This window comes from Streptomyces sp. B3I8, from assembly GCF_030816915.1.
Classification (GTDB): domain Bacteria; phylum Actinomycetota; class Actinomycetes; order Streptomycetales; family Streptomycetaceae; genus Streptomyces.
The window spans coordinates 238,394-255,799 of record NZ_JAUSYN010000002.1; the positions used below are offsets into that span (position 1 = coordinate 238,394).

Annotated in this window: 13 protein-coding genes and 2 pseudogenes; 2 read left to right on the forward strand and 13 right to left on the reverse strand. The window is 72.9% G+C overall.

The window, feature by feature from the left end; genetic code table 11:
- Positions 1-11 precede the first annotated feature (11 nt).
- The 3 genes from pgm to QFZ64_RS03255 form a co-directional block, all read right to left on the reverse strand.
- On the reverse strand, positions 12-1,652 hold the full coding sequence (gene pgm / locus QFZ64_RS03245; protein ID WP_307062109.1) for a phosphoglucomutase (alpha-D-glucose-1,6-bisphosphate-dependent): 1,641 nt from the start codon (positions 1,650-1,652) through the stop codon (positions 12-14).
- A 160-nt stretch (positions 1,653-1,812) separates the two neighbouring features.
- On the reverse strand, positions 1,813-2,253 hold the full coding sequence (locus QFZ64_RS03250; RefSeq protein WP_307062111.1) for a hypothetical protein: 441 nt from the start codon (positions 2,251-2,253) through the stop codon (positions 1,813-1,815).
- Between the two features lie 94 nt (positions 2,254-2,347).
- Positions 2,348-3,121: an FAD binding domain-containing protein gene (locus QFZ64_RS03255; RefSeq protein ID WP_307062113.1), complete on the reverse strand. Its 774-nt coding sequence runs from the start codon at positions 3,119-3,121 to the stop codon at positions 2,348-2,350.
- A 289-nt stretch (positions 3,122-3,410) separates the two neighbouring features.
- Between QFZ64_RS03255 and QFZ64_RS03260 the strand changes: the two genes are divergently transcribed.
- The gene (locus QFZ64_RS03260) at positions 3,411-4,865 is read left to right on the forward strand and encodes a glyceraldehyde-3-phosphate dehydrogenase (RefSeq protein WP_307062115.1); all 1,455 of its coding nucleotides are present in this window, start codon (positions 3,411-3,413) and stop codon (positions 4,863-4,865) included.
- Positions 4,866-4,928: 63 nt separating this feature from the next.
- Here the strand turns inward: QFZ64_RS03260 and QFZ64_RS03265 are convergent, their stop codons facing one another.
- The 9 genes and pseudogenes from QFZ64_RS03265 to QFZ64_RS03305 form a co-directional block, all read right to left on the reverse strand.
- Positions 4,929-5,894, reverse strand: coding sequence for a YihY/virulence factor BrkB family protein (locus tag QFZ64_RS03265; protein WP_307062117.1), 966 nt, complete (start codon positions 5,892-5,894; stop codon positions 4,929-4,931).
- Positions 5,895-6,031: 137 nt separating this feature from the next.
- On the reverse strand, positions 6,032-8,473 hold the full coding sequence (locus QFZ64_RS03270) for a glycoside hydrolase family 65 protein (protein ID WP_307062119.1): 2,442 nt from the start codon (positions 8,471-8,473) through the stop codon (positions 6,032-6,034).
- A 317-nt stretch (positions 8,474-8,790) separates the two neighbouring features.
- A pseudogene (locus QFZ64_RS03275) lies at positions 8,791-9,340 on the reverse strand (NAD(P)-dependent oxidoreductase); the annotation flags it as partial.
- A 133-nt stretch (positions 9,341-9,473) separates the two neighbouring features.
- Positions 9,474-10,256 carry a DUF3618 domain-containing protein gene (locus QFZ64_RS03280; RefSeq protein ID WP_307062121.1) on the reverse strand — a complete coding sequence of 261 codons (783 nt, stop codon included), beginning with the start codon at positions 10,254-10,256 and terminating at the stop codon, positions 9,474-9,476.
- Positions 10,232-10,627: a phage holin family protein gene (locus QFZ64_RS03285; RefSeq protein WP_307062123.1), complete on the reverse strand. Its 396-nt coding sequence runs from the start codon at positions 10,625-10,627 to the stop codon at positions 10,232-10,234. Before QFZ64_RS03285 ends, QFZ64_RS03280 begins: the two co-directional genes overlap by 25 nt.
- A 63-nt stretch (positions 10,628-10,690) precedes the next feature.
- Positions 10,691-11,587 carry a hypothetical protein gene (locus QFZ64_RS03290; protein WP_307062125.1) on the reverse strand — a complete coding sequence of 299 codons (897 nt, stop codon included), beginning with the start codon at positions 11,585-11,587 and terminating at the stop codon, positions 10,691-10,693.
- 200 nt (positions 11,588-11,787) lie between these two features.
- Positions 11,788-13,527 (reverse strand): MFS transporter, encoded by a 1,740-nt coding sequence (locus QFZ64_RS03295; protein WP_307071551.1) that lies wholly within the window; start codon positions 13,525-13,527, stop codon positions 11,788-11,790.
- 117 nt (positions 13,528-13,644) lie between these two features.
- A pseudogene (locus QFZ64_RS03300) lies at positions 13,645-14,111 on the reverse strand (MarR family winged helix-turn-helix transcriptional regulator); the annotation flags it as partial.
- 36 nt (positions 14,112-14,147) lie between these two features.
- Positions 14,148-15,071, reverse strand: coding sequence for a phytanoyl-CoA dioxygenase family protein (locus QFZ64_RS03305; RefSeq protein ID WP_307062127.1), 924 nt, complete (start codon positions 15,069-15,071; stop codon positions 14,148-14,150).
- A gap of 116 nt (positions 15,072-15,187) precedes the next feature.
- On the opposite strand from QFZ64_RS03305, the gene QFZ64_RS03310 reads away from it, so the two are divergent.
- Entirely contained in the window at positions 15,188-16,204 is a 1,017-nt protein-coding gene (locus QFZ64_RS03310; protein ID WP_307062128.1) for a LacI family DNA-binding transcriptional regulator, read from the forward strand.
- A gap of 291 nt (positions 16,205-16,495) precedes the next feature.
- On the opposite strand, the gene QFZ64_RS03315 is transcribed toward QFZ64_RS03310, so the two are convergent.
- Positions 16,496-17,140, reverse strand: a complete 645-nt coding sequence (locus tag QFZ64_RS03315) for a TetR/AcrR family transcriptional regulator (RefSeq protein ID WP_307062130.1) — start codon at positions 17,138-17,140, stop codon at positions 16,496-16,498.
- Between the last annotated feature and the right edge of the window lie 266 nt (positions 17,141-17,406).

Consider the following 17,406-nt stretch of genomic DNA (forward strand, 5'->3'; position numbering starts at 1 on the left):
GGCGTGAAGGGTCAGTCGCCCAGGGCCTGGTCGACCACCGACTGGGCCTCCTGCTGTACCTGGCGCAGGTGGTCCGGGCCGCGGAAGGACTCCGCGTAGACCTTGTAGACGTCCTCCGTGCCCGAGGGCCGCGCCGCGAACCAGGCGGATTCGGTGACGACCTTGATGCCGCCGAGCGCCGCACCGTTGCCCGGGGCCTCGGTGAGGACATCGGTGACCCGTTCCCCGGCGAGTGTGTCGGCGCCGACCTGTGCCGGGGACAGCTTGCCGAGGCGCGCCTTCTGCTCGCGGGTGGCGGGGGCGTCGATGCGGGCGTAGGCGGGCTCGCCGAAGCGCGCGATGAGCGCGGCGTAGTGCTCGGAAGGGGTGCGGTCGGTGACGGCGGTGATCTCGGAGGCGAGCAGGGCCAGCAGGATGCCGTCCTTGTCGGTGGTCCAGACGGAACCGTCCCGGCGCAGGAACGAGGCCCCGGCGGACTCCTCGCCGCCGAAGCCGAGCGAGCCGTCGGCCAGTCCGTCGACGAACCACTTGAACCCTACGGGCACCTCGACCAGCCGGCGGCCGAGGTCGGCGGCGACCCGGTCGATCATGCTGGAGGACACCAGTGTCTTGCCCACTCCCGCGTCGCCCGGCCAGTCGGGGCGATGGGCGTAGAGGTAGGAGATCGCGGTGGCGAGGTAGTGGTTGGGGTTCATCAGCCCGGCGTCCGGGGTGACGATGCCGTGCCGGTCGGCGTCGGCGTCGTTGCCCGTGGCGATGCGGTAGCGGTCGCGCTGGGCGATGAGCGAGGCCATGGCGTGCGGCGAGGAGCAGTCCATGCGGATCTTGCCGTCCCAGTCCAGCGTCATGAACCGCCAGGTGGGGTCGGCGAGCGGGTTGACCACGGTGAGGTCGATCCGGTGCTCCTCGGCGATGCGGCCCCAGTACGCGACGGAGGCCCCGCCGAGCGGGTCGGCGCCGATACGGACGCCGGCCGCGCGGATCGCGTCGAGGTCGAGCACGTTCGGCAGGTCGGCGACGTAGGCGCCGAGGAAGTCGTGGCGGCCGGTGCCGGGGGCGGCGAGCGCGCGGGTGTAGGGGAGGCGCCGTACGTCCTTCAGTCCGGCCGCGATGATCTCGTTGGCCCGGTCCTGGATCCAGGAGGTGGCGTCCGAGCCGGCCGGGCCGCCGCTGGGCGGGTTGTACTTGAAGCCGCCGTCGGCGGGCGGGTTGTGGCTGGGGGTGACGACCACGCCGTCGGCGAGGCGGGAGGTGCGGCCCCGGTTGTGGGTGAGGATGGCGTGCGAGACGGCCGGGGTGGGGGTGTAGCCGTCGGCGCTGTCGACGAGGACGGTGACGTCGTTGGCCGCGAACACCTCCAGTGCGGTGACCCGGGCGGGCTCGGACAGGGCGTGGGTGTCGGCTCCGAGGAACAGCGGGCCGTCGGTGCCCTGTGCCGTGCGGTACTCGCAGATGGCCTGGCTGGTGGCGGCGATGTGGTCCTCGTTGAACGCCGTCGCCAGGGACGATCCGCGATGTCCGGACGTGCCGAAGGCGACGCGCTGTCCCGGCTCGGCCGGGTCGGGGTGCAGCGCGTAGTACGCGGTCACCAGCCGGGCGACGTCGATCAGGTCCTCGGGCTCGGCCGGCCTGCCGGCTCGTTCGTGCAGCATGCGCCCACTCCTCCGCATCGGTCGTGCGTTCGCTCGCGCTCTCATCTTCCCCCGCCGGTGCGATGTGCACGTGCGCGACCGGCGGTGCCGGGCGGAGGTGTGGGCCGGCGCCGGCGGGCGCTGCCCGCCGGCGGCCGGACAGGGGGCTCGCCGGAGTCCCTCAGAGGCGGCCGCCGGTGAGCCTGGTGAGGGGGCCGTGGCTGTGACGTGCCGAGCGGCGGCCCACCGCGTACGAGGCGGCGCCGAGCGCGGTGATCCCGGCGCCGACACCGGCGGCGACGGCCTTGCGCCGGGCGAGGACAGTCCAGGCCGTCCGCGCGGTGGCGGCGACCTGACCGGTGGTGGCGACGACCGCCTGCCGGCCGGCCTCGACGCCCTTGACCGCTGTCTGGGCGGCCTGCGTGGTCACGGTGGCCACGCGCTCGGTGCCGTTGCGGGCCGCCGACGCGGCGTCACCCGCCTTGCCCGCGACGGCCTTCGCGGCCCCGGAGGCGGGAGCGGTCGCCTTGTCCGCGGTCTGCTGGGCCTTGGAGCGGGTGGCCTCGGCGGTTCCGGACTTCGACTGCGTGCTGTTGGTCGGTTTGGAGTTCGATTGAGTCATGCACTCCGCCTTGCCGCTCACTCCGACGGCAAACAGCCCCACGGCAGCGGGGTCGACGACCGGTGCGGGGCGACCCTTCGGCGTGCGGCGGGCGTCAGCCCGCTCGGCCGGGCGCCGCATCGGCGAGGGTCTCGGTGACCTGGTCGCGGACCGCCTCCCAGCCCGTGGCGGGCAGGTCACCGAGAGGCGTGCGCCGCAGTGTGTCGAGGACGTCCCGTCTCCCGGTACCGGCTGCGTTGCCGGTATCGGCACCGGTGCCGGCACTGCCGGCGCAGTCGGTGCTCTCGGCGATCACCTCGTAGCCGTCGCGGACGGCCACGCGCAGCAGGCACCCGCCGTCGCCGTCCGCGTGCACGGCAGCGGCGACGACGAACGGCGGCGGTCCGCCCGCGTCGCCGGGCAGCTTGCGGTAGCCGCTGGTGAGCGGGGCACGCCAGCGCAGGGCGAGCAACAGAGGCCGCTTGGTGACGAGTTCGGCCAGGTCGGTCTCGTAGGCCCGGTCGGCCGCCAGTACGTGGGCGCGGGCATCCAGGACGAGCGCGGCGGGCAGCAGGCAGCGCAGGGTGCTGCCGACGATGTTGCCGCCGACCGTGGCCGTGCGGCGCACGGCACCGGTGCCCACCGAGCCGGCCGCCCGGCGCAGCACCTCGGGCACCCGGTCGTCGACCTGGTGCAGCAGGACGGCCGCGCCGAGTTCCTCTCGCCCGACCACGGTGGCCTCGGGCACCTTGCGGAGCGACACGGCCCGTTCGGGGAAGCCGTCGCGCTGCCAGGCAGCCCACACGAGGGTCGCGCCACCGACCGGCACCGCCCCCTGGGCCAGGCATTCCTGCAGCGCGGACACGGTGGTGGGCAGAGACAACAGCACGGCAGCCGACCTGCTTTCCTGCGAAGGGGGTGGGCGGTGGACCGACGGCACCCCAGCCACGTGATCGTGACATGACGCATTCTGCCGACGCCCGCGGGGGCGCGTACAGGTCTCACCCCTCGATTCCGTGCGCCCCTCGTGCACGGCGCGGGTCGGACCGAGCCGCGTCCGGGCGGGTCGCGACGGAAGCGGGCGGGTGCCCCCTTGATCGATCAGAACAGCCGTGTGGTTAGCATATGAGCGCCTGCCGGCTCGACTGAGAGACAGTTCTGTGACTGACCACGACTCTGTGACCGACAACCACGATTCGTTCACCCACTGGAAGCACCGCGAGGAGATCGCGGAGTCGATGATCCCGCTGATCGGGAAGCTGCACCGGGAGCGGGACGTCACCGTTCTCCTGCACAGCCGCTCCCTGGTGAACAAGTCGGTGGTGAGCATCCTCAAGACCCACCGGTTCGCCCGGCAGATCGCCGGGGCGGAGCTGTCGGTCACCGAGACACTCCCCTTCCTCCAGGCGCTGACCACGCTCGACCTCGGCCCCTCCCAGATCGACCTGGGCATGCTCGCCGCGACGTACAAGGAGGACGACCGCGGCCTGTCCGTACGGGAGTTCACCGCCGAGGCCGTCGCAGGGGCCACCGGCGGCGACAGGATCGAGCGCCGTGAGCCGCGCGACGTCGTGCTCTACGGCTTCGGCCGCATCGGACGCCTGGTCGCCCGGCTGCTCATCGAGAAGGCCGGCTCCGGAAACGGGCTGCGGCTGCGCGCCATCGTCGTGCGCGGCGGTGGCGGACGGCTCGGCGAGGATCTCGTCAAGCGGGCCTCGCTGCTGCGCCGCGACTCCGTGCACGGCCAGTTCCAGGGCACGATCACCGTCGACGAGGCGAACGGCACGATCACCGCCAACGGAAACGCCATCAGAGTCATCCACGCCGACGACCCGGCCTCGGTGGACTACACGGCGTACGGCATCAAGGACGCCATCCTCATCGACAACACCGGCAGGTGGCGTGACCGCGAGGGGCTGTCGCAGCACCTGCGGCCCGGCATCGACAAGGTGGTGCTCACCGCGCCGGGCAAGGGCGACGTCCCCAACATCGTGCACGGCGTCAACCACGACACCATCAAGCCGGACGAGCGGATCCTGTCCTGCGCGTCCTGCACCACCAACGCGATCGTGCCGCCGCTGAAGGCGATGGACGACGAGTTCGGTGTGGAGCGCGGCCACGTCGAGACGGTGCACTCGTTCACCAACGACCAGAATCTGCTGGACAATTACCACAAGTCGGAGCGACGGGGCCGGTCGGCGCCGCTCAACATGGTGCTCACCGAGACGGGCGCCGCCTCCGCCGTCGCCAAGGCGCTGCCCGACCTCAAGGCACGGATCACCGGAAGTTCGATCCGGGTGCCGGTGCCGGACGTCTCGATCGCGATCCTCAATCTCCGGCTCACGCGGGAGACCAGCCGGGAGGAGGTCCTCGACCATCTGCGCGAGGTGTCGCTGACCTCGCCGCTCAAGCGGCAGATCGACTTCACCACCGCGCCGGACGCGGTCTCGAGCGACTTCGTCGGCTCGCGGCACGCGTCGATCGTGGACGCGGGAGCGACGAAGGTCGAGGGCGACAACGCGATCCTGTACCTCTGGTACGACAACGAGTTCGGGTACTCGTGCCAGGTGGTGCGGGTGGTGCAGTACGTGTCCGGGGTCGAGTACCCGACGTACCCGGCACCGGCGGCCTGACCTCGCGGCGGTGGGGGCGGCACTTCCGTCGCCCCCACCGCCCCTGTGCGCGCCCCCTCTCCCCTACTTCCCCGGACCCGGGTCCGGACGGACCGGTGTGGTGATGCCCGCCCGTGCCGCTTCCAGCTGGGCGGCGAAGGCGATGCCCAGGAAGAGGGCGATGCCGGTGAGGTTGGCCCACAGGAGCAGGGCGACGAAGGCGGTGAGGGGGCCGTAGAGGTCACCGAAGGCGCTGCTCTTCTCCACGTACAGGGCGAGCAGCCACGTGGCCGCCACCCACAGCACGAGGTGGACGGCGGAGCCGAACGCCAGCCAGGTGTACCCCGGTTGGTCCCTCCGCGGCGACCAGCGGAAGATCACCGCGGAGGCGATCCAGGCCGCGAACAGCCCGAGCGGCACCTCCAGGAGGTGCCACCAGCCGGGCCCGCTCCGGCTGTGCCCGTAGGTCTGCACCAGCGCGTCCCCGACGGCGCCGCCGGCGACCAGGACCACGAATCCCAGCACCATCGGCATCCCGGCCGCGACGGCGAGCAGAGTTGCGCGGGCGTACTTCCGGGGGAAGGGCCGGTCGCGTTCGATACCGTAGATGCGGTTGGCGCCGCGCTCGACCTGGCCCATCGCCGAGGCGAGGTTCAACAGGGCGAAGCCCAGGCCGGCGCAGAGCGCGAGGACGCTCCACACGCTGCCGTGGGCCGTCTTCCGGGTGCGCTCGAAGGCACCCTCGACGAGGTCCGCGCTGGCCCCCGGCACGATCCGTCCGAGGGTGAGCTCGATGACGCGGCCCACTCCCTCGGTGTGGACCGACGTGGCGAGTCCGACCAGGGCGATGGTGAACGGCACCATGCCGAGGACGACCTGGAAGCCGAGCGCGCGGGCGTGGGTGAATCCGTCGGCGTACCGGAAGCGGGCGAAGGAGTGGAGCAGCAGCCGGACGCCTCCGTACCGGCGCAGTGCGGTCAGCGCCTCGTCTCCGGAGAGTTCCTCCCCGATCATGTCCCGGGTCTGCGGGACGTGGACGGTTGTTCCCATCGGCGGCGACTCTCCTCGGTTCACGGAGGTTCATGGAGGTGCTCGGAGGTGCGTAGAAGTGCGTGGAGCGGCGTGGGCTCCTCGTTCGTACGCATGCCCCGGGAGCGGCCCCGTCGCGCATCCGGTGCGGCCCGGCTTCAGTCGGGCAGCTCCAGCCGGCGCTGCTCCCCCGGCCGGACCCGGACCGCGCGGCCGGCGACGCGGACGTCGAGGGGCGCGGCGGCGGAGGGCGGCACCTCGATCTCCACCAGGCGGTGCTCCAGCCGCAGGCGTACGCCCCAGTGGTCGTGGTGGCGCAGGGTGAAGCCGTAGGAGGAGAGTTCCGGCAGCGGGACGGGATCGAGCCGGAGCGCGCCCCCGCGGGTCTCCAGTCCGGGCAGGCCGCGCTGGACCAGGTCGAGGGTGCCGGCCATGGCGCCGAGGTGGATGCCCTCGCCGGTGGTGCCGCCCTGCACGTCGGCGACGTCGCCGCGCAGGGCCTCCTGGACGTAGTTCCACGCCTCGGTGCGGCGGCAGCGGGCCAGGATCCAGCCGTGGACCAGTCCGCTGAGCGTGGAGCCGTGGCTGGTGCGGGCCAGGTAGTGGTCGACGGTGCGGCGCCACAGCTCGTCGTCGAAGCGGTGGCCCAACCGGGCGAAGAGGGCGACGAGTTCGTCCGGCGGGAAGAGGTGGCCGAGCATGAGGACGTCGGCCTGTTTGGACGCCTTGTAGCGGTTGACGCTGTCGCCCTCCGCCTCCAGGATGCGGTCCAGTCGGCGGATGTCGCCGTACCGGGCGCGGTAGCCGTCCCAGTCGAGTTCGGCGAGGTCTTCGTAGCCTTCGAACTGGCTGATGACGCCGTCGTGGAAGGGGATGCGCAAGGTGTGGGAGACCTCCTCCCAGCGCTGGAGTTCGGTGTCGGTCAGGCTGGTGCCCTCGGTGAGTTCGCGGCGCCGGGGCTCGGGGAGCGACCGCAGCAGCTCCAGGGTGCGGGTGAGCACCCAGGCGGCGGTGACGTTGGTGTAGGCGTTGTCGTCGAGGCCGGGCCGGTCGGCGTCCGGGTAGGCGTCGTGGTACTCGTCGGGACCCATCACACCGAGGATGCGGTGCCGGCGCGTGTGCGGGTCCCAGGTGGCGGAGTCGGCCCAGAACCGGGCGATCTCCAGCAGCATCTCGGCGCCGCCGGTGTGCAGGAACTCGGTGTCGCCGCTCGCCTCGCAGTACTGCCAGACGTTGTGCGCGATCGCCGACCCGACGTGTCGCTGGAGGTGCGAGTGGTCGGGCAGCCAGCGGCCCGAGCGGGGGTTGAGGTGCAGCCGCTGGGTCTCCTCCCGTCCGTCGCTGCCGCTCTGCCACGGGTACAGAGCACCGCGTCGGCCGACGGCGCGGGCCGCCGCGCGGGCGGGTTCCAGACGCCGGTGGCGGTAGGTGAGCAGGGCTCGGGAGACCTCGGGGAAGTGCAGGTTGAGGTACGGCAGCACGAACAGCTCGTCCCAGAAGACGTGCCCGCGGTAGGCCTCGCCGTGCAGTCCCCGCGCCGGTACGCCGACGTCGAGGTCGGCGGTGTGCGGGGAGAGGGTCTGCAGCACGTGGAAGAGGTGCAGCCGCAGGATGAGGCCGGGCTCCCCGGGGACCTCGAGCCGGGCCCGGCGCCACAACTGCTCCCAGGCCGCGCGGTGGTTCTCCCGCAGCTCCACGAAGCCAGGTGCCGTACGGGCCCGTTCGGCGGCGGCGCGCAGCGGGTCGCTGATGGCGGGGTCGCGGGAGGTGTGCAGGGCGACGGTCTTGTCGACGACGGCCGTGCGGCCGGGCTCCAGGCGCAGGTGCGCGGTGTGCAGGGCGCGCGGGTGCACGTGGTGGACGGTGACCGGCACGTCCGCGGTGACGCGGGCCGCCATGCCGATCCGGACGTCGGAGGTACGGGTGCGGCAGCGCAGCCATGCGGTGTCTGGGGTGGTGGTGCCGGTGTGGACGTGGGTGAGGTGCCGGCCGTCCAGATCGCGGTAGCGGGGGACGCCGGAGTTGGTGACGCCGCCGTCGAGCGCCGACTCGACCTCGAGGGCCAGGCCGGCGCCCTCGGCCGTCAACTCGGTGCGTAGTGCGGCGAGATGGGCGTCGGCCATGGAGACGAGCCGCTGCTGGCGCACGTCGAGGGTGCGGCCCCCGCCGAGCGCGTAGCGCGTGTGGCGGGCCAGCAGCCCGGAGTCCAGGTGGAGGGTGAGGCGGTGGTCGAGAACGGTCGCGGTGTCCGGGGTGAGCCAGTCGCCGCCGGCGGGGCGCAGGCGCAGGGGCAGCCAGTCGGGGAGGTTGACCAGGTCCTCGTTCTCGACCCGGCGGCCGGCCACGTCGGAGGTGAGGCGGTCGTAGCAGCCGGCCAGGTAGGTGCCGGGGTAGTGGACGGCGTCCGCCGCACACTCGGGGAGTGCGCCGCGGGTGGCGAAGCGGCCGTTGCCGAGGGTGCACAGGGACTCCCTGAGGCGTTCGGCGGCGGGGTCGTAGCCGTCGTACTCCCAGGTGCCGGGAGCGGCGGTGCCACAGCCGGGACCGGCGCGGTGGGTCCCGGGGGCGGGGGCCGGAGCGGGGGTCGTACCGGGGCGCACGGCGGTCAGGCCGCAGGGGCGGCGGGGTCGTGGGAGACGTCGTGCTCCTTCATGCCGGACCCTTCATGCCCAGTCCTCCGACTCCCCGGGTTCTCGAGGTATGAGAGATCGCTCGGGTCCGGTCCGGTCCGGCCATGGAACCGTCGGCCGGGCCGCCTCGGACGGATGCGGGTCCCTCCCTCCCAGTCTGCGGGGCGGGCCCGGAATCCGCCCGCCGTGCGGGACCGCGACGCGGCGGGTCAGTCGGCCGGCGGCGGAACGAGCGTGTTGGGGCCGGTGCGGCCGGCGAGGTGGTCCGCCACGGTGTCGGCCGTGGCCTCGGCGATGTCCCAGCCCAGCAGTCGCATGCCGAAGCCGTGGGCGATGCGGGCGAAGGCGACGCCGATCTTGCCGGTGCCGACCACGCCGACGGTGCGGCCGCGCAGGTCACGGCCCATCAGGCCGTCGAGCCGGAAGTCGAACTCGCGGGTGCGGTGGGCGGCCCGGACGACGCGGCGGTCGATGGCGAGCGCGAGGGCCCGGGCGAACTCGGCGACGGAGTACGGCGAGTAGGACGAGACGCGGGCCACGGTCAGGCCGAGGTCGGCGGCGGTGGTCAGGTCGATGTTGTTGTAGCCAGTGGCGCGCTGGGCGATCAGTCTCGTGCCGCCCTTGGCCAGGGTGCGCAGGACCTCGGCGTCCAGGATGTCGTTGACGCTGCTGAGCACGATGTCGTGACCGACGGCGGATGGGGGCGGTGTCGCGGTCGAGGAACAGGCCCAGGCAGTGGAGTCCGTGACCGGCCGCGAGGTGAGGGGCGAAGGCGGTGCGCAGGAGGGGTTCCTCGTCCGCGAGGACACCGTAGGCGACGATCCGGAGGGGGTTCACGTTCTCCACGGCACGGCCCGGAACACGTCGGCATTCGGGCCGACCGGCCCGCGTCTCCCGCGCCCGTCGCCCCTGTCCTCCACGCACCGCCGCCCCTGCCGGCAGCACCGGGAGGAGTGCGCCTCCATGGTCCTCAGCCGGTTCCGCCGCTTCCGGTGGAACCCCCAGTTCCGGTGGACCCGCCGGTCTTGTCGCGGGTCTCGCGGACCGCGTCCTCGCCGACCCCCCGCAACCCCTGCGCCGTGTCCTGACCGGCCGCCCGCGCCTGTTCCTTCGTCGTGCGGGCAGCGTCCTGCGCCGTGGACTTCACCGCGTCCACCGCTTCCTGCGCCGGTTCGCACATCTCCTCCTTGACGTCCTGCGCCGCCTGCGTGGCCTCCCGCTTCACTGGTTCGAGCAACTGGTCGGAGTGCTCACGCAGCCGGCGCCCCGCCCGCTCCTCCGCCTCGGTCGGAGGCAGCAGCGCCGCGGCGAGCATGCCGGCGCCGAAGGCGATGACGCCCGCCGCCAGCGGGCTGCCCTCGGTGCCCCGCCGCACCTGTTCCGGCGTCTGCTGGATCGCCTCGCCGACCTGCCCGGCGGCGTACTCCGCCGTGTCGGCCACCTGGCCCGCGGCCGACCTGGCCGTGTCCGAGACCTGGCCCGCCGTCGCACGTGCCGTGCCGGCGGCGCTGCCCGCCGCCCGGCCGGCGCCGCCGGCCAAACCGTACGCGGTGTCCGTCATGCTCGACGCGGCGTCACGGGAAGTGCCCATCACGCGCTCCTTCATGTGCGTCATCCTGGTCCTGGTGGCGGCGGCCCTGCGCCGGGCGATCCGCCTCGGGGCCATCCGGTCCGCGAGGAGTTCTACGTTGCGGGCCAGATGGGCGCGCCGGTACTCCACGTCGGACCTCAACTGGTCGGGTGTCGTGCCCATTGCGCGTCCTCCTTGAGGGTCTGCACGGTCTGTTCGGGCTTGACGTGGACGGCCCGCAGCCGGGCCCGGCCGGTCGTGTAGAGCACGCCTCCGGTCACCGCCCACACGGCGGTGACGACGAGTGCCGCCCAGGCGAGGTCCATGACGTGGGCGAGGCCGAACATGGCTGTCAGGCTGCCCATCAGCACGACGAGGTGGCCCGCGTATCCGGCGCCGCCCAGCATGCCGAAGGCCTTGCCGGCCTTGGCCGACTCCTGTTTGATCTCCGCCTTGGCGAGGTCGATCTCGTCGCGGACGAGCCGCGAGAGGTCGCTGCCGATCTCACCGACGAGCTCGCCGAGCGAGGACTCGGCCCCGTCGGCCGAGGGCATCACCGGTTCCTGCGGCGCGTAGGGTCGCGCCGTTCCCGGTTCCCAGTAGGAGGTGGCCATGGTTCAGCCCTCTCGCATCGGCCGCCGTGCGCCGGGGCGGGCCGCCGGTCCACCGGGCGGGGCCGGAGCGGCGCTGCCACCGGGCGACGTACGGGCGGGCCCCTCCGCGTACCCCGGCCGCTCCCCGTGTCCGGGCCCTTGCCCATATCCGGGTCCTCGCCCGTATCCCGCCCCCTCCCCGTATCCCGGCCCTTCCCGGTATCCGGTGCCCTCGGTGTGGCCCCCGCCCTCCCCGTATCCGGGGCCACGCCCGTACCCCGGGTCGCCGTAGGGAACCCGGCCGTGGCCGTAGCCGTGCACGGGGTCCTCGAACCCGGTGTCGGGCGGGCCGCCCGCGGCAGCCACCGGACGCCCGTTCGGGGCCGGACCGCCGGTGCGTGCCGTGTGACCGTCGTGGCCTGCCGCGCTGACGCCCTTGCCCGCCCGGGCCAGGGCGAAGCCGGCCACCGCGGCGCCGGCGAGGAAGACGCCCGGCCGGCGCCGTGCGAAGTCCCGCAGGTCCCCGAGCAGGCCGTCCGGCCCCCGTTCCTCGATCCGGGCGGCCACCTTGTGACCGCCGTCCGCGACCTGCCGTACGACGCCGGCGGCGCCGGAGTCGCGGCCGCCGCTGTCGCCCATGACGCGCAGCTCGTCGGAGAGCTTGCGTACGTTGTCGGCGAGGCGCCGCGTCTGGACGTTCGCCTGGTCCTGGAGCTGGTCGCGCAGCTCGTCCACGAAGTCACGGGCCTGGGCAGTGGCCTCGCCGGCCACGTTGCCCGCCTGCTCCTTGGCCGTGCCGGCCACCTCGGCGGCCTTGTCGCCCACCAGTCCGGCTCCCTCGCCCGCCTTGTCCTGGGCCGTTTTCGCCACTGCCGCCGGGGTCCCCCGGTCCGGGCGGCTGGTGCTCTGGAAGTCGCTCAAGGCTCCTCCTGGTCGATCGAGCCTTCCGCAGCCCTATGCCGCGAATATCCCTTTTATGGGGAATGTGCGGATATCGGGTGCCCCTGCCTCTGTGGGGGAAACGCGGCGGCGACACCGGGACACCTCCCCTGGGCAGCCGCCGATCGTGGTCCGGGGCCCCACCGTGCGGTGGGGCCCCGGACCACGATCGGCGGCGGGGCTCAGACCCTGCCGGTGCGCAGCTCCGGCAGCGACGCCGGGGTCAACGGCCGAGGGTCGTCCTCGGGTTCGACGAGGACGACGGTGCAGGTGGCGGCGTGCGTCAGGGCGGTGGTGAGGCTGCCGTCGGCGAACTGGGCGAGCGGTCCGCGCGGGGAGCGGCCGACGGCGACGGTCCGGGCGTGGACGTCGGCGGCGTGCCGGGCCAGTGCCTGTCCGGCGGCCGCGTGGTCGCCGACGCTGGTGAGGATCTGCCCGGTGGCGCCGATGCCGATGCCGGCGAGCCGGGCGAGGTGCGCGGTGACGGCGTCCCGGGCCTCCTCCTCGGTCTCGGTGTCGACGGCCTGCCCCTCGACGACGGCGGTCTGCCGCACGTGCACGACCTCCAGCGGGCTGCCCGTGTCGCGGGCGAGCCGGGCGGCGGCGTCCACGATCGCGGCGGCCCGGTCGTGGGCACCGACGGCGACCACGACCGGCGGGTGGCCGCCGCTCGTCGTGCGGCCCACCGGCGTGAACACGGGGGCGCCACTCCGGGCGGGTTCGACCGGCTTCCCCTCCCCGTCGCGCCGCTCGGCCCGCGCCAGCAGCCGGTGTCCGCCGGCGAGCACCGGGACGGCCAGGACGAAGGTGCCGGCGCCGAGGTAGAAGGGGACGCTCAGGTCGGTCGCGTCGGCGAGCTTGCCCGCGACGTACGGGGCGAGGCCGCCGCCGATGAAGCGCAGGAAGCCGTACGCCGAGGAGGCGACCGGGCGCTCGACGGGCGAGACGAGCATGACGGCCTGCGTGGTGAGCGTGTTGTTGATGCCGATGAAGGCACCGCTGGCGATGACCGCGACGATGACGACGGTCGGGTCGTCGACGCCCGCCGCGATGACCGCCATGACGACGCCCAGGCAGAGCAGGTTGGCGTAGAGGACGGGCGCGGTGCCGTACCGGCCCTGCAGACGCGGGGCGAAGAACACGCTGAACGCGGCGACCAGCAGCCCCCAGCCGGTGAAGACGAGCCCGAGCTGGTGGGCGCTCAGCTCCATCGGGTACGGGGCGTATCCGAGCATGGTGAAGAAGCCCCAGTTGTAGAGCAGCGCCATGATGCCCATGGTGAGCAGACCGCGGTGGCGCAGCGCCTTGAGCGGGGCGACGGGTGAGGTGGGGCGCTCGGGTTTCGGCAGGGACGGCACGAAGGCGAGGGTGGCGACGAGAGCGACGGCCATGAGGACGGCGACACCGAAGAAGGGCCCGCGCCAACTGATGGCGCCCAGTTCACCGCCGAGCAGCGGGCCGACGGCGATACCGAGGCCCAGCGCGGTCTCGTACAGGATGATCGCGCCGCCGAATCCGCCGCTCGCGGAGGCCACGATGACGGCGAGGGAGGTGGCGATGAACAGGGCGTTGCCCAGGCCCCAGCCGGCCCGGAAGCCGACTATGCCGTTGATGGAGTCGGTGGTTCCGGCGAGGGCCGCGAACACGACGATGACGGCGAGGCCCGTGACCAGGGTGCGCTTGGCGCCGATGCGGCTGGAGACCGCGCCGACGAAGAGCATGGCGACCGCGGTGACGATCAGATAGCTGCTGAACAGCAGGGAGACCTGGCTGGGCGTGGCGTGCAGGCTGCCGGCCAGGGCGGGGAGGATCGGGTCGACCAGGCCGATGCCCATGAACGAGATCACGCAGGCGAACGCGACGGCCCAGACGGCCTTGGGCTGCCGGAACGGACCGGCGGCCTTTGCGTGCGGTGCACTCATGTGCGGTTCTCTTCCGAAGGAGGGCGGACGGGAGGGGAGACGAGGGGACGGAAGGCGGGGAAACGAAGGCAGGGAGACGCAGGCGGGGACGGGCGCTGGGCACGGGCCTCGCCCACGTTCCTGGCGGCGTTCCCGGATCACCCGCGCCAGGGCGGACAGCGCGACCTCGGTCGCGCGCCGCTCCGCTTCGGTCAGTTCGGCCATGAGCACCCCCAGTGCACGCGCCCGCTCGGCACGGCGCTGGGCGAAGACCTGCGCACCGGCCTCGGTGACCGCCACGAGCACGCCGCGCCCGTCACTCCGGTCGGCGGTACGGCGCACCGGACCCGCCCGCTCCATACGGGTGATGAGCTGGGCCGCGTTGGGCTGCGGACCCCCTCCGCCCGGGCCGGCTCGGTGAGCCGCGAGGGCCCCTCGCGGCTGAGCCGCCCCAGCAGCGCGGACGCGGCGGTGCCGAGCCCACCGGCGGTGGCGCTCTGCCGCACGTGACGCAGCACCTGCTCCACGGCGACGACGAGGTCTTCCGTCGCGCCGTGGGGCTCCTCGGGGAGCGCGGCGGGCATGTCCATCACTGCATCATGCATTTACATGTACGGTGAAACAAGATGCGCGCGACCCGCTCAGGCGTCGCCCATCACCAGGCCCTCGATGGTGTGCAACTGCGTCACCGGGGTCAGTTCGTCCACGATCGCGCAGTCGAGGTGCCGGCGGACCCGCTCGGGAAGCGTCTCCCAGTAGGCACGGGTGACGGCCGCGTCGTGCCGTTCGCCGTTGGTGGCCTCCGGCCCGTCGACGCCCAGGACCAGCACGGGGCGGGACTTGGCGGACTGGTTCGCCGTGCCCCGGTGGATCGTCAGCGCGGTGCGCGCGGAGATGTCACCGCGCCGCGGGTACTTGCGCACCGCCCGCTCCAGGTAGCGCCCGTGGTCCGCCTTGGGCGGGAACATGCCGTGCTCGAAGTCCTCGCCGTCGTCCCACTGGGTGCCCGGGGCGATCTCGAAGGGGCCCATGTCCTCCTCGGTGTCCACCGTGGTCACGTTGAAGGCGAGCGAGGTGAGGCGCCGCTCGCGGCGGGTCTCCTCGGGCATGGGGAAGTCGCGGTGCCAGGGCTGGTTGACCGCACCCTCCAGCGGGACGTCGAAGCCGAGCTCCACGATGCGGTAGTCGGGGCCGAGCGTCGCCGTGCACAGGGAGCGCACCCAGGGGTGGTCCACCAACTCCGCGAAACCCCTGATCTGCTCCGGGTGGATCTCCACGTAGTACCGGTTCGGTCCGCGCCCCACGGCGCCGCCGGGCCGGGAACGGGCTTCCTCGAACGCCCCGGCCACGTCCTCACCAAGCCGGTCCGCCCACTCGGGCGTGAAGGCGCCCTTGCGTGCCGTGATGCCGTCCGAGTAGAGGGCCGTCACATCCGCGGAGACGTCGACGTCCAGGGCGGCGGGGTCGACACCGGGGAATACCGGGGAGCCGGTCGGAACCGGGGAATCGGGCGGGACCGGGGAATCGGGCGGGACCGGAGAGCCGGGGGAAACGGACACGTTCATACTGCGCCTCCTCGCGCTGTGCTTGCCCGACCCATGGTGCGACGATGATTGCGACGTTGCAATAGGTGGCGGCAGAGATCTTCTCGGCGCCGTCGGCGCGTGCGAGGATGTGGGTCGTGAGCAGTCGCCTGAAGGACGTCGCCGCCCTCGCCGGGGTGTCGACGCGTACGGTCTCCAACGTCGTCAGCGGATCGGCCTCGGTGGCGGAGGAGACTCGCGCACGCGTCCAGGCGGCGCTGGACGAACTGGGCTACCGGCCGAACGTCGCCGCTCGCAATCTGCGCGCCGGCCGCACCGGAATGATCGGCCTCGCCATTCCCGAACTCCACTCACCGTACTTCGGCGAACTCGCCGGCCTGATCGTCCGGGCCGCCCAGCAACGTTCGTGGACCGTCGTCATCGACCAGACCTTCGGCGACCCGGAGGCGGAGAGCCGACTGCTGGACGGCGGTGACGGCCGTTTGGTGGACGGTCTGATCATCAGTCCGTGGGCGCTCGGACCGGAGGAGGTGACCGGCCGCTCCCGGAACGTGCCCGTCGTCCTCCTGGGCGAACGACGACCGCACGGACTCGCAGATCGCGTCGCCGCCGACAACGTGCTCGCGGCCGACGAGGCCACGACCCATCTGCTCGAAGCGGGGCACAGGCGCATCGCGGCCATCGGCCCCCAACCGCACCTGCACAACGAGACGGCCAGGCAGCGCCTGGAGGGGTACCGCAACGCGCTCCGCCGCGCCGGCCTCACCCCGGCTCCCGCACTCGAGCAGCCCGTGACGACGCTGCACCGCGAGGAGGGGGCACGGGCGATGACCGCCTTGCTGGACGCCGGCGCCCGGCCCGACGCCGTCTTCGCGTTCACCGACGAGCTCGCCCTCGGCGCGATGCACGTGGCGCACCGGCGGGGCCTGCGCGTCCCGGACGACGTGGCCTTCGCCGGCTTCGACGACGTCGAGGACGGCCGCTACGCCAACCCTCCCCTGACGACGGTGGCCCCCGACAAACGACAGATCGCCGAGCGGGCCCTGCAGTGTCTGGCCGACCGCATCTACAGTCCGGCGTCGGCGGTCCCACCCCTGGACGTGGTGATCCCGCACCGCCTCGTGGTACGCGAGAGCAGCACGCGGAAGCCCTGACGACGAAGGCAAGGGCGAGGGCGGGGCGGTGGTGCGCGTTCCGCGTTCACCTGTCTCTGGAGGCCGCACCTCCGCGGCAGCGGGGCGACGACGCGGCTGACATCCACCACTGCGTCGTGGAGGTGCGCGTGGACAGGCCAGCCCTGCTTCACGCCGCCGATCGACGGGATCTCGCGCCGGCCGCGTTCCCGACTCGCTGTATCGCCGGCGACCCTGGCCCCGACGTCCCGCCCGGCAGGAACTCTGTGCGCGACGCCGCCCTCCGGTCGGCGAGGGACGGCGATCGGGCTGTCAGCGCCCTCCCACCGGCACGGCCGCGGACGCCGTGCCAGCCCGGTGCTCATCCGACTCCCGGGAGGAGGACGACGCGGGGATGGCGTTGTCGATGAGGACGGCGGCGATGGCGGCAGCGGTGGAGAAGGACTCGCTGTTGAGCACTCGGGTGCGGGCGGAGGCGCCGTCGATGAGCAACGCCAGTTGTTCGCCGAGTTGTTCGGGGTCGGTGGCGCCGGCTTCACGGGCGGCTTCGGTGAGCCGCGCGGCGATGGCGGTCTTGTATTCGCGTGCGTACCGGGATGCCGGGTGCTGGGGGTCGTGCAGTTCGACAGCCGCCGCGATGTAGGGGCACAGGGGCGTGGACGCGGGCATGTCGAAGGCGGCGAGGAGCCGTTCGCGCGGCGTGAGGTCGGTGCGGTCGAACACTCCGGGCATGACGTCGGGATCGAACCGGCGCAGGTATTCGGCGACGAGTTCGTCCTTGCCCGCGAAGTGCTGGTAGGCCGTGCGCTTGGAGACCTGGGCCGCTGCGCAGAGCTGGTCCATGCCGGTGCGATTGATGCCCTGGTCGCGGAACAACTGTTGTGACGCACTGAGGATGCGCTCACGCGCGCCCCTGCCCCGGCGACGCCCCGATGGTCCCTTCTCCAACTCCGTCATAGCGGCCAGTGTAGACCGTTCGGTACAGATCGGTCTACATAGCGTGCGCCCGGCCGACCGGCGGACGCCTCACCGGGCGAGAAAGGGTTCACGGCCCCGACGACCGCCGCGCGCCACGGCACTCGCCAGGCGTCCCGCCATCCGGCCGTCCGACCATCCGGCCAACGGCGGGTACCGATCGGTGTACTTAGCTTGCGCCGCGATCGACATCCACGTACGTTAAGTACACGGTTCGGTTTCCTTAAGCCCCTCGAACCGCGCACCGC